We start from the raw sequence: 12087 nt of genomic DNA on the forward strand, positions 1-12087 counted from the left end.
AGCCACCTGCCTGGACACAGGATCTGTGTCGACTCAGGTGTCGGCCGAGGAGGCGTCGGGGTTGAGGGGCAGCGCGCCACGGTGTGGGGGGTCAGGCCCGGCGGACCACCTTGGTGAACAGATCGGGCAACCGCCGGTCGGGGTCGTACCGATCCTTGACGGTGGCATAGCCCGCGCCGCCGTAGCGGGCCCAGAAGTCCGCCTCGTCGTAGTAGGCATCGGAATAGAGCGACTTGTGCCCGCCGTGATCGCCGACGGCCTGCTCGACCAGCCGGTTGACGTCACCGTCGCGCTGCCCGGGTGCGATGGGCACCGTGCCCCAGAACCCGACGTTCACGTAGATCTGCCCCGGGGTGAGCGGGTAGAGCGACCAGGTGCCGCGCCCGACCAGTGGGCACAGCCAGACCGGCGTCATCGGGACGTGGTCGAGGTACCAGCGTAAGAAGTCCGCCGTCCGGTCCAGCGGGATCTCGACATCCTGGACGACGCGCTCGCGCGCCGGCAGCCCGCGGCGCGCATCGATCGCCGCGGCCACGTGATAGCGGTTCTCCAGCCCGACGATGCGGTGGTAGACGTCGCTGCGGCGCCAGGCGGCGGGCCACAGCCGGCGCAGGGTCGGGTGCTGGGCGCCGAACGCCTTCGAGCACCAGAACCAGTCGGTGTCCCAGCGCCACAGGTAGTCGTGCACGGTCAGCGCATCGGTCGGACGGCGCTGCAGCGACTGGTAGTAGACCCGCTGGCCGGTGTAATCCGACAGCCGCGTCGCCAGGTGGGCGTCGTCCGACCAGCGGCCCAGCACCAGGTAGGCCTCGGTGCTGGGTGGTGACCCCGCGAACAGCACGCCGTCCAGGAAGTCGACCGGCTCGTCCTGCCAGGTGCGGTGAGTGACGATCTCGCCGATGGCCTCGGTCAGGTCCTCCAGCGATCCGAAGTGCACGTTGCGGGTCACGACGTAGGGCTGCACCGGGTCGAGGTCGATGCGTAGTCGGGTGGCGTACCCCAACGTGCCGTAGGAGTTCGGGAAGGCGGCGAACAGTGCGGCGTGCTCACCGTCCGGTGTGGCGGTGACCACCCGCCCGTCGCCGGTGAGGATGTCGAGCTCGCGCACCGACTCGTGAGGCAACCCGTTGCGGAACGAGGAGGACTCGATGCCCAGGCCGGTGACGGCCCCGCCGAGGGTGATGGTGCGCAGCTGCGGCACCACCTTCGGCATCAGACCGTGGGCCAGCGCCGCGGCGACCAACCGTTCGTAGGTACACATGCCCTGCACGTCGGCGGTGCGTCCGGCCGCGTCGATGCTGATCACATCGGTCAGCCCGGTGACGTCCAGGCCGGGGGCGGTGACAACGGTCCGTGGCCGGAACAGGTTCGAGGTGCGCTTGGCCAGCCGGACCGTCTGGCCCGTCGGCACGGCGCGGTAGCTGGCCCGTAGGCGTTCGACCGCCGCGCGATGAGCCATGGCGCCGACCGGGTGGGCCGTCACCGGAGCCACCGTCGAGGTGGTCAACACCGTGCCGTCGGCGCGCACCGTGCCGGTGGCGCGGACGACGCCCCCCGGCCGAAGGTGTCCGGTGGTCACGACAGCCTCAGACCGCGAACCGATGCACGAACAGGCCGCTGCGCAGCTTGGGTTCGAACCAGGTCGACTTGGGGGGCATGTCGCGGCCGGTGGCGGCGACGGCGACCAGCTCGGCGACCGAGGTCGGGTGCAACGCGAAGGCGGCCGCCCAGGTGCCGGAGTCGACGAGCCGTTCGAGTTCCGCGGTGCCCCGGATGCCCCCGACGAAGGCGACCCGGGTGTCGGTGCGCGGGTCGGTGATGCCCAGACCGGGGGCGAGCACCAGGTCCTGCAGCAGCGAGACGTCCAGTCCCGCAACGGGATCGGCCAGTCGGGCCGGCTCGACCACGCCGTCGCGCAGGCGCAGCCGGAACCAGGTGGCGGCGCAGTACATGGCGAACTCGCGGCGTCCGGTGGGATCGATGCCGGCGCTGCCCGCCGGGCCGATCAGGGTGATGTCGAACAGCGTCGACAGGTCGTTCACCCAGCCCTGGGCGTCGCGGCCACCGAGGTCGGCGACCACCCGGTTGTAGGGCAGGATCTCGAGCTCCTCTCCCGGGAAGACCACCACCGGGAAGGCGTCGCTGCCGCCGGTTCCGTCGAGGCGCTCGGCCACGGCCGCGGCGGCTGCGCTGCGGTGATGACCGTCGGCCACGAACAGCTCCGGAAGGCCCGCGGCAGCGGCGGCCAACTCGGCGACCTCGGCGTCGTCGTCCACCCGCCACAGGGTGTGGCCGATGTCGTCGTCGGTGACCAGGTCGATCAGCGGCGGGCGGGCCGTGATCCGGGCCAGCAGGTCGGCCACGGGCTTCCAGGCCGGGTCTGCGGGGCTGGTCAGCAGGAACACCGGCTCGTCGTGGGCGGCCAGCCCGAGCAGGTGGTTGATCCGGTCGGTCTCCTTGTCGATGCGGGTCTGCTCGTGGGTCTTGATCAGCCCACCGGCATAGTCGGCCACCGCGGCGCAGCCGACCAGGCCGGTCTGCACGTGCTCACCGCGGCGCTGCCGGTAGACCGAGTAGGTCGGCGCCGGGTCGAGCACGAACGTGCCCCGGGCGAGCAGGTGGTTCAGCGCGGCGCGACCAGCCTGGTGCACCGGTTCGGAGTCGGCCGGGGTGCCGTCCGGGAAGGCGATCTCGGGGCGAGAGATCTGCAGGAACGAGTCCGGGTTGTCGCCGGCCAGCACCCGCGCCTCGGCCACGTCGACGACGTCGTACGGGGGCGCGGCCACCCGGGCGGCGAGGTCGACGCGCGGTCGCAGGGCACGGAATGGTCGTAGGTCCGCCATGGCTCCATCCTCCCCCACCTGAACGGCACCGGAGCGCCACACGGACCGGATCGTCGCAACGGAGCGCCTCGTCCCGGGTACGTTCGATCGTGTGAACAGTGGCGAGCCGAGTCGGGACGGCGCCCGTCCGGCGACGGTGTGGGTGATCGCGGGCGCGCCGGGGGCCGGCAAGTCGACCGTGGCCGCGGCCCTGCTGGACCGGCTGGATCCCCCGGCTGCCGTGCTCGACAAGGACACCTTGTTCAGTGGCTTCGTCTCGGCCCTGTTGGCCGCCCACGGCCGTGATCACGGCGAACGCGAGGGTGCGTGGTACGACGCTCACGTGAAACGGCACGAGTACCAGGCCCTGACCGCGGCGGCCCGGCAGATCCGGGCCACGGGGTGCCCGGTGCTGCTGGATGCTCCGTTCACCGGCCAGATCCGCGACCCAGCGGCCTGGGCCGCGTGGGTCGAGCAGTTGGGCGGCGATCCGGTGCAGTTGGTGTGGGTGCGCTCGGACGCCGCCACGTTGCGCCGCCGGATCGAGGGCCGGGCCAACCCGCGCGACGGCGGCAAGCTGGCCACGCCCGCGGCGTTCGCGGCGTTCGTGGCCCGGATGCAGCCCGACGTCCCGCCGCCGGTGGCGCACCTCGAGATCGACAACCGGGACGGCGCGCCGTCCGCCGAGCGGCAGTTCGGTGACCAGCTCGGGGCCCAGCTCGGGGCGGTGACGCGGGGGCGGGGACGTGTCCGAGGATGACTGGCTGACCGGGTCGTGCCCCGGTCTTCGCAAGCCGCCGCAACAGGCGCGGAGCCGCTCGCGGGTGCTGGCGATCCTGGCCGCGGCGCAGCAGATCATCGTGCGCGACGGGCTGGACGGCCTGAGCATGCGCGGCCTGGCCGAGGAGGCCGGCGTCCCGATCGGCACCGTCTACCAGTTCTTCGTCGACAAGGCGGGGGTGCTCGACACCCTGGTGCACCGGCACGGGCTGTCGATGCAGGGCATGATCGACGAGATCGGCTCGTTCCGGCGCAGCCACCCCTGGCAGGCCGTGATCGCGGAGCTGTACCGGTTGCAGGTCGAGCGGCTGCGGGCCGACCCGGCCTACGTTGCCATCTGGGTCGAGCGCCAACTCAGCCCCATGGCGCAGCGCCAGGACGACCGGGACGTCGAGACCTTCACCGATCTGTTGACCGAACTGCTGGTCGCCCAGGAACACCTGGTGCCCTCCGACCGGCTCCGGACCGTGTGTCGGGTGGCCACCCAGGCCGCGGACTCGTTGCTGTACCTGGCGTTTCGGGTCGACCCGGCCGGCGATCCCACGACGTTGGAGGAGGCACTGCGCATCCTGCAGCTCTACCTCGCCGACATCGCGGCCGATCCCCGGCACCGGCCCTGATCAGCGGCACCGGCCCCGATCACCCGTTGAGCCGCCGGAACATGCCCTTGGTGCGGGCGTGCAGTCGGGGGAACTCGGCGAACAACCGGTCGTAGACCGCCCGGTGATGCGGGTCGGGGGTGAACACCCGGTCGACGGGCACCAGATCACGCAGCTGCGCGCGGGCGACGTGACCGAGCACCAGGCCGGCGTAGAGTCCGCCGCCGCGCACCCCGGCCAGCGCCGGGTCGGCAACCCGCTCCAGGGTGCGCCCGGTGACGTCGGCGACGATCCGGCACCACAGATCGCTGCGCGCGGCGCCCCCGATCACCCGGATCGGGTCGAGTCGGTGGCGGGTCACCTGCTCGGCTCCGGTGAGCAGCCACCGCACGTTCAGGGCCACGCCCTCCATCACCGCGCGCGCCAGCTCACCTCGCCCGCTGGTGAGCGAGACGTTGTGGAAGCCACCGCGGGCCAGGCGATCATCGACCGGGCAGTGTTCGCCGGTGAGCCACGGGGTGAAGATCACCCCACCCGAGCCGACGGGCGCGGACGCCGCCAGTACCTCGATCTGCTCGTGGTCCAGGTCGGGGGCCACCGCATGGCGGAACCACTCCATCGCGCGGCCGGCGTTGTCCTGGCTGTTGACCAGGATGTAGTCGCCCTCGGCATCGCTGAGGCCGAGGCCGGGCACGGAGGCCATCTGCCAGCGCAGGCTGGTGGTCTTGCGCGGCATGGGGCAGGTCACCCAGTCGGACGTGCCGAGCCCGATGTGGGTCTGGTGGAGCTCGGTGCACCCGGAGGCCACCACGGCGTTGTGGATGTCCGGCAGCCCGGTGACCACCCGAGCCGAGGCCGAGATGCCCAGGGACGCCGCGACGTCCGGCCTGACCGTGCCGATCACCGAACCGTTGGGCACCAGGGGCGGCAGCCGGTCGGGGTTGATACCCGCGCGGTCGACCAGGACCGGGTCATAGCCGGTGGGGTGTGCCGTGCGGTTGTCGATCAACCAGGACGGGAACATCGACATCACCGTCGCGGCGGGCACCCCGGTGAACCGCATCGTCAGGTAGTCGACGGGCTCGAGGTACCACCGGGCACGGTCCTGGATCTCGGGCCGGTCGCGGTCCAGGTGCAGCATGTGGGCGATCGGGTCGGACCCGGCCGGGTTGGGGATGCCGCCGGAGCGCCGGAGCCAGGTGACCGCGGCCCGAGGCGAGAAGCCCGCCACCGGCCCGGCGAACCGTTCCCGGGAGTAGTCCGCACCGCGGGTGTCGGTCCACATCAGGCACTCGGTCACCGGCAGCCCGTCGACGTCCACCGCGATCGTGCTCGACCACTGCCCGGTCACCGCGACGGCCGCCACCCGAGCACCCCACCCGCCGGCCCGGATCCCCTCCCGGATGGCAGTGGTCAGCGACTGCCACCAGCCCTCGGCGTCCTGGGCGGCCGAGCTGTTGACGATGTCGAGCCGCTCGTTCCAGGACCACACGATCTCGCCGGTGAACGTGACCAGCCCGGCCTTGGAGCCGCCGCTGCCGTGGTCGATGGACAGCACCAGTTCGGTCATGGCGTGGTCTGGGCCGGCGGTAGCCCTTGCTGACTGTCGAGGATGGCGTTCATGAAGCCGACGATGAACATCTCGCTCGCCTCGGTGAGGCCACCGGCCACGCCGCCGTAGATCGCACCGAGCTCGGGGGTGGCGCCGTCCGCGTGGCGCTGTCTCGCGTAGGCGACCGCCTCGGCCAGGTCGGTCGTGAAGGCCTGGACGACGCCCGGCCGGGTCTGCGGCCGCGTGACCGCCAGGTGGATCGCGTTCGGGTACTGCTGGCCGTTGAACCGCCAGCCCCGGGGTCGCATGAAGTCGGCCACGTGGTAGATGTCGAACTCGGTGCTGGTGAACGAGAAACAGAAGGTGGGCTCGCCCATGAGTCGCAGCTCGGGGTGGGCGGTGACGGCGTCCATCAGCTCGCGGGCGGTGCTCAGGATCTCGCCGGCGTAGCGGCGGTAGCCCTCGCGGCCGTACTGCACCAGTGCGGCCCAGGTGGCGGCCAACAGGCCGCCCGAGCGTGACCCGTCCATGCCGGGTGACATGTACTTGCCGCCCGACCAACCCACCAGGTGGAAGTACTGCGCGGTGCGTAACGCCTTGTCGCGGAACAGCACGACCGACGAGCCCTTGGGGGCGTAGCCGTACTTGTGGGTGTCGATCGAGATCGAGGTGACCCCGGGGACGCGGAAGTCGAAGGGGGGCAGGTCGTATCCGTGATCGGCGGCGAAGGCCAGGATGAACCCGCCCAGGCAGCCGTCGACGTGCAGCCCCACGCCGCGGGCGAGGGCCAGCTCCGAGAGTGCACCGATCGGGTCGACGGTGCCGTACGGGTAGCTGCCGGCCGAGCCGATGATGGCCATGGTGTCGGCGTCGATCTGTGCGGCGACGTCCTGCGGGCGCACCAGGGTGGTGTCGGGGTCGACCGGCACGGTGCGGCACTCGATGCCGAACAGGTGACAGCCCTTGTCGAAGGCGGCGTGCGCGGTCTCGGGCTTGACGATGTTGGGCGCGGTGATGCCCCGGGTGGCGCGGGCGTGCTCACGGTAGGCGAGCAGGGCGTGCAGGATGCTGCCCGTCCCACCGCTGGTGACCAGGCCGGCGGGCTCGGTGGCCGGCGCGCCGTCCGGGTGTGGGCCGCTGATCGCCTCGCCGTGCATCAGGTCGAGCACCATCGCGATGATCTCGCCCTCGAACCGGGTCATCGACGGGCACAGGTCGCGTTGCAGGGCGTTGACGTGGGCGAAGTGCCCGTACGCCCGGGTCAGGAAGGCGTAGTGGTCGGCGTCCCCGCTGTAGATCGTGCCCGAGATGCGGCCGTCGGCCCAGGTGGCGTCCTCGGCGGCGGCGATGGTGGCCAGCTCGTCGAGAATCGCCTGGCGTGGTCGGCCGTGGTCGGGCAGCCCGCGGTTGACCGGGTAGCGCTCGGCGTAGGGGTACTCGCTCATGGGCCTGCCTTCCGGGGGACTGCAGCGCGAGGCTACATGAATCACGTTCATGTTTATCCGGCCATGAGGATGACCATCCCGGTGTGCGTACCCGGCGATTGTCGTCCATCACGAAGAGATCACCGCCTTGCGGGGGTTCCCCCAGCTCGGGGAAGTCCCTGCAAGACGGTGATCATGGGCGACTCGGCGGTGAACTCAGCCGAGGACGCCGTCCACCAGCTCCTTGGCGGCAGCCTGCACCTGCGCGAGGTGTTCGGCACCCTGGAACGACTCGGCGTAGATCTTGTAGACGTCCTCGGTGCCCGAGGGACGCGCCGCGAACCAGGCCGACTCGGTGGTCACCTTGAGCCCGCCGATGGCCGCGCCGTTGCCGGGGGCCTCGGTGAGCTTGGCGGTGATCGGCTCGCCGGCCAGCTCGGTGGCGGTGACCTGGTCGGGCGACAGCTTGCCGAGCACGGCCTTCTGCTCGCGCGAGGCCGCGGCATCGATCCGGGCGTAGGCGGGGGCACCGTGCTCGGCGGCCAGCGCTGCATAGTGCTCGCTCGGCGACGTACCCGTGACCGCCTGGATCTCACTGGCCAGCAGCGCCAGCAGGATGCCGTCCTTGTCGGTGGTCCACACCGTGCCGTCGTGGCGCAGGAAGCTCGCCCCGGCGCTCTCCTCGCCACCGAAGCCGACCGAGCCGTCGAGCAGGCCGGGCACGAACCACTTGAACCCGACCGGCACCTCGAGCAGGGTGCGTCCCAGCGCGGCCGCCACCCGGTCGATCATGGACGACGACACCAGCGTCTTGCCGATCGCGACGTCCGCGCCCCAGGCCGGACGGTTCGCGAACAGGTACTGGATCGCCACCGCCAGGAAGTGGTTCGGGTTCATCAGACCGCCGTCGGGGGTCACGATGCCGTGCCGGTCGGAGTCGGCGTCGTTGCCGGTCGAGATCGCGTACGCGTCCTTGTTGGCGATCAGCGAGGCCATCGCGGACGGCGAGGAGCAGTCCATGCGGATCTTGCCGTCCCAGTCGAGCGTCATGAACCGCCAGGTGGCGTCGACCAGCGGGTTGATCACCGTCAGGTCGAGGCGGTGGCGCTCGGCGATCTCGCCCCAGTAGTCGACGCTCGCACCGCCCAGCGGGTCGGCGCCGATGTGCAGGCCGGCCTCGCGGACGGCGTCCAGGTTGAGCACGTTGGGCAGGTCGTCGATGTAGCTGCCCAGGAAGTCGTAGCGCGAGGTGGTCTCGGCGGCCAGGGCGCGGGCCAGCGGGACGCGCTTGACGCCGTCCAGCCGGGCGGTGATCAGCTCGTTGGCGCGGTTCTCGATCCACTTCGTGGCGTCGGTGTCGGCCGGGCCACCGTGCGGCGGGTTGTACTTGAAGCCGCCGTCGGCCGGCGGGTTGTGGGACGGCGTGATCACGATGCCGTCGGCGCGGGCAGCGTTGTCTCCTCCGTCGGGAGCTCCACCCAGGGCGCGGTTGGCCTTCAGGATCGCGTGGCTCACCGCGGGGGTCGGGGTGTAGCGGTCGCGGTCGTCGATCAGCGTGGTGACGCCGTTGGCGGCCAGCACCTCGAGCGCACTGGCCCAGGCCGGCTCGGACAGCCCGTGGGTGTCGCGGCCGACGAACAGCGGGCCGGCGATGCCCTGGGCGGCGCGGTAGTCGCAGATCGCCTGCGTGGTGGCCACGATGTGCGCCTCGGTGAACGCGCCCTTCAGGCTCGACCCGCGGTGACCGGAGGTGCCGAAGGCGACGCGCTGCGCCGGGTCGTCCAGATCGGGCCAGGTGGTGTAATACGCGGTCACCAGGTGCGCGACATCGATCAGATCACTGGCCTGAGCCGGCTGCCCGGCGCGTTCGTGAGCCATGAGGAGCTCGTCCCTTCGTCACGCACTGTCTTGGTGGTGCATGTCCCCTGGTGGCGCCCGAGATGGTCGTCCCGCATCGGAGGCTAACGGGCGGTGAGGGCTGGTGCACGGTCCCATGGGTCCCGATGTGCGTCAGCCGGGCCAGGTCAGGGGCCGAGCGGGAGGATCAGACCGTTCCAGTCACCATGATCACCGTTGGATCGCAGTCTGCTCCCGGTGAACCGGAGTGAACTGCGAGATAACAGTGATCATGACCAGCGCCTAGAGTTCGGGACGTGCCCCCGTTGCGCGTCGTCCAGGCCACCGCCTATGTGACGCCGTTGCGTGAGGGTGGCTCGTTACCGGGACTGATCGAGGCGGACGACGACGGCATCTACGTCACCAAGTTCCGCGGCGCCGGGCAGGGCACCGCCTCACTGGTGGCCGAGGTCATCGTCGGTGAGCTCGGCCGCCGGCTCGGGGTGCGGGTGCCCGAGGTGGTGGTGGTCGAGCTCGACGACCGCATCGCCCCGCGTGAACCCGACGAAGAGGTGCAGGACCTGCTGCGGGTCAGCGCCGGGGCCAACCTCGGCCTGGACTTCCTGCCCGGGTCGGTCGGCTATGACGGCCTGGGTCGGTGGGCGCCACCGGCTCGGGACGCCGCCCGGGTGCTGTGGCTGGACGCCGCTACCGCCAACGTCGACCGCACCTGGCGCAACCCCAACCTGCTGGTCTGGCACCGGCAGCTGTGGGCGATCGACCACGCCGGGGCGTTGGTCTTCCAGCACGCCTGGCCCGACCCGCTCGTGTGGGCGGTCAAGGTCTATGACCTGTCCGAGCACGTGCTGCTGCCGATGGCGCGCCGCCTGGACGCCGCGGCGTGGGCCGAGCTGGACGCCGCCTGTGCCGCTGCACTCACCGAGCCGGTACTGCGCGAGGTACTGGACGTCGTCCCGGACGAGTGGTTGCTCGACATGAACTCCGCCCGAAGCGACGCCGAGTCCCGTGAGCGCTCGGGCCTGCCCGCTCGCAGCGCCGACGCCTGGCGGGAGCGCTACGTCGTCCAGTTGCTGGCCCGGCTGGCCGGTGACCGCCCCTGGCAGCAGGGGTTGATCCCATGAGTGAACACTCTGTGCCCGAACGGGTTCCGTTCCAGTACACGGTGCTGCGCGCCGTCCCGCGGGTGGACCGCGGCGAATACCTGAACATCGGGGTGGTGCTCTACTGCCACCACACCGCCGACCGGCCGGGCCGGCTGGTGATCGACGTCCACCTGGACGACGCGCGGCTGCTCGCACTCGACCCGCAGCTCGACCTCGACACCGTGCACGCCGCGCTCGACGGCATCCGGGCCGTCTGCGAGGGCGGTGCCCAACCCGGGTGGACGACGGGTGAACGGTTCGGCTGGCTGACCGCCCCACGCAGCACCGTCGTCCAACCCGGGCCGGTGCACTCCGGCGTCACCGGTGACCCGCAGCGCACCCTCGACCGGTTGATGACCCGGCTGGTGCGCTGAGCTCGACCTGACACGACCCCGCCTGACCCGACCCCGCTGCCCACCACGCCTCGAAGATCACCGTTAGATCGCAGTTTGCTCCGGCTCGAGCGGAGCAAACTGCGATCTAACGGTGATCATGGACGGTCGCGGTGGGGGTGGGCTGGGGTCTGGGTGGTGCGGGCTCAGGTGCTCAGGTCTGCACCGGGGCGGGCGCCGCAGTCGTCACGGGGAAGCGGAAGCCCGCGGGCCGAGCCGTACCGGGCAGCAGCCGGATCACGCGCCCGAACCCCGGCAGCGCCGGCGCGGCGGCGAGCAGGGCCTCGTAGGCCTGGCGCGGCGTCCAGGCGGCGTCCCGGTTCGCCTGCAGCAGCCGGGCCACCGCACCCGCGATCTGCGGTGCCGCGAAGGAGGTGCCGGACCACATCGCCCAGGAACTGGGGCCGAACACACTGCCGCCCGCCGCGGCGGTCTCGGTGCCGTCGACAAAGGTCGACACGATGCCCTCGCCGACGGTCGAGCAGCTCACCCAGTCGCCCCGGCTCGACCATTCCGTCGGCTGAAGCTCGGCGGTGAGGGCCGCCACGGCCACGACGTTCTTGAACGCCGCCGGCCACATCTCGGTGTCGTTGCCGTCGTTGCCGGCGGCGGCGATCACCAGAACCTCCGGGTACTCCGCCGCCAGGCGGCGCATCGCCAGCTGGAGCGCCAGCGGCGGCTCGCCGTCCGCGGTGTCGGTGCCGAGCGACAACGTCATGATCTCGTGGCCATCCGCGGCGGCCTGCAACAGGGTCGTCGCCAGTTCGTCCTCGCGCCCGACGCCGTCGCTGTCCAGCGCCTTGTACATCGTGATCTGTGCGCTCGGGCAGACCTGTTGCACCACACCCGCCACGAAGGTGCCGTGCCCGGCACCCAGGTCCAGTCGGTGCGGAGTGTCGTCGGCGCCGTCCAGCTCGTCACGGTTGGCGTCGGTGCGGGGCACCTCGGCCAGCCAGGCGTCCGAGCGCTTCTCCTTGGCCAGGCCGGTGTCGATCACGGCGATTCGCGCGGGCGGCTGCTCGGCAATGTCCGCGACGATCGCGCTGCTGTGGGTGAATCGGCGATCGGTGCGTTCGGGGGAGCTGTCCCCCTTGATCACCGAGCCCTCGGCCACGACGTGGATCGGCGCCGTCTGAACGGCCCCGGTGCGCTCGCGTCGGTAGAAGGTGTCGTCCGCCGACTCGGCGGTCTCCAGCGACCACTCCGTCGTGCCCCGGTCGAGGACGTGCACCAACCGCTCGTCCTTGACGTAGGCGTGATGCTCGGCCAGGTGCCGGCCGCGGGCGAAGTCGAACCAGCCGGCCCGGGCGAGTCGGCGGTCGGCATTGCGCTCCAGGGTGAACCGATCCCGGTGACTGAGCGCGGTCAGCTGCGCCCCGAGCCGTTCGCGTTCGGCGTCGGCGATGACCTGCTGGTCGGGCGAGTAGGAGTAGTCCCCGGGGCGGATCTGATGCCCGCTCATGCTGTGTCCCCTCGATGCGTAATCCTGTAGGGCGCCGCCGGTGGCGGTCTCTACGAT

At 71.3% G+C, this 12087-nt stretch carries 10 protein-coding genes; 4 read left to right on the forward strand and 6 right to left on the reverse strand.

Going from position 1 to position 12087, the window contains the following annotated elements:
- Positions 1-91: 91 nt before the first annotated feature.
- The gene (locus IPK24_20655) at positions 92-1459 is read right to left on the reverse strand and encodes an FAD-binding oxidoreductase (protein ID MBK8077899.1); all 1368 of its coding nucleotides are present in this window, start codon (positions 1457-1459) and stop codon (positions 92-94) included.
- A 127-nt stretch (positions 1460-1586) separates the two neighbouring features.
- Positions 1587-2843, reverse strand: coding sequence for a DUF1015 domain-containing protein (locus tag IPK24_20660; GenBank protein MBK8077900.1), 1257 nt, complete (start codon positions 2841-2843; stop codon positions 1587-1589).
- A gap of 91 nt (positions 2844-2934) precedes the next feature.
- Between IPK24_20660 and IPK24_20665 the strand changes: the two genes are divergently transcribed.
- Both IPK24_20665 and IPK24_20670 read left to right on the forward strand, forming a co-directional pair.
- The gene (locus IPK24_20665; protein MBK8077901.1) at positions 2935-3582 is read left to right on the forward strand and encodes an ATP-binding protein; all 648 of its coding nucleotides are present in this window, start codon (positions 2935-2937) and stop codon (positions 3580-3582) included.
- Positions 3569-4222 carry a TetR/AcrR family transcriptional regulator gene (locus IPK24_20670; GenBank protein MBK8077902.1) on the forward strand — a complete coding sequence of 218 codons (654 nt, stop codon included), beginning with the start codon at positions 3569-3571 and terminating at the stop codon, positions 4220-4222. Before IPK24_20665 ends, IPK24_20670 begins: the two co-directional genes overlap by 14 nt.
- A gap of 19 nt (positions 4223-4241) precedes the next feature.
- Here the strand turns inward: IPK24_20670 and IPK24_20675 are convergent, their stop codons facing one another.
- From IPK24_20675 to IPK24_20685, 3 genes are all read right to left on the reverse strand, one after another.
- Complete coding sequence (locus IPK24_20675; GenBank protein ID MBK8077903.1) at positions 4242-5771, reverse strand: FGGY-family carbohydrate kinase; 1530 nt, start codon at positions 5769-5771, stop codon at positions 4242-4244.
- Complete coding sequence (locus IPK24_20680; protein MBK8077904.1) at positions 5768-7198, reverse strand: aspartate aminotransferase family protein; 1431 nt, start codon at positions 7196-7198, stop codon at positions 5768-5770. Before IPK24_20680 ends, IPK24_20675 begins: the two co-directional genes overlap by 4 nt.
- 195 nt (positions 7199-7393) lie before the next feature.
- On the reverse strand, positions 7394-9055 hold the full coding sequence (locus IPK24_20685) for an alpha-D-glucose phosphate-specific phosphoglucomutase (GenBank protein ID MBK8077905.1): 1662 nt from the start codon (positions 9053-9055) through the stop codon (positions 7394-7396).
- Between the two features lie 284 nt (positions 9056-9339).
- Between IPK24_20685 and IPK24_20690 the strand changes: the two genes are divergently transcribed.
- Together IPK24_20690 and IPK24_20695 are read left to right on the forward strand one after the other, a co-directional pair.
- Complete coding sequence (locus IPK24_20690; protein MBK8077906.1) at positions 9340-10155, forward strand: hypothetical protein; 816 nt, start codon at positions 9340-9342, stop codon at positions 10153-10155.
- 11 nt (positions 10156-10166) lie between these two features.
- Entirely contained in the window at positions 10167-10550 is a 384-nt protein-coding gene (locus IPK24_20695; GenBank protein ID MBK8077907.1) for a DUF3037 domain-containing protein, read from the forward strand.
- Between the two features lie 172 nt (positions 10551-10722).
- Here IPK24_20695 and IPK24_20700 read toward each other — a convergent pair whose 3' ends face one another.
- Complete coding sequence (locus IPK24_20700; protein MBK8077908.1) at positions 10723-12030, reverse strand: S8/S53 family peptidase; 1308 nt, start codon at positions 12028-12030, stop codon at positions 10723-10725.
- Positions 12031-12087: the final 57 nt, after the last annotated feature.

It is taken from the genome of Kineosporiaceae bacterium (assembly GCA_016713225.1).
In the GTDB taxonomy this organism is placed as follows: domain Bacteria; phylum Actinomycetota; class Actinomycetes; order Actinomycetales; family Kineosporiaceae; genus JADJPO01.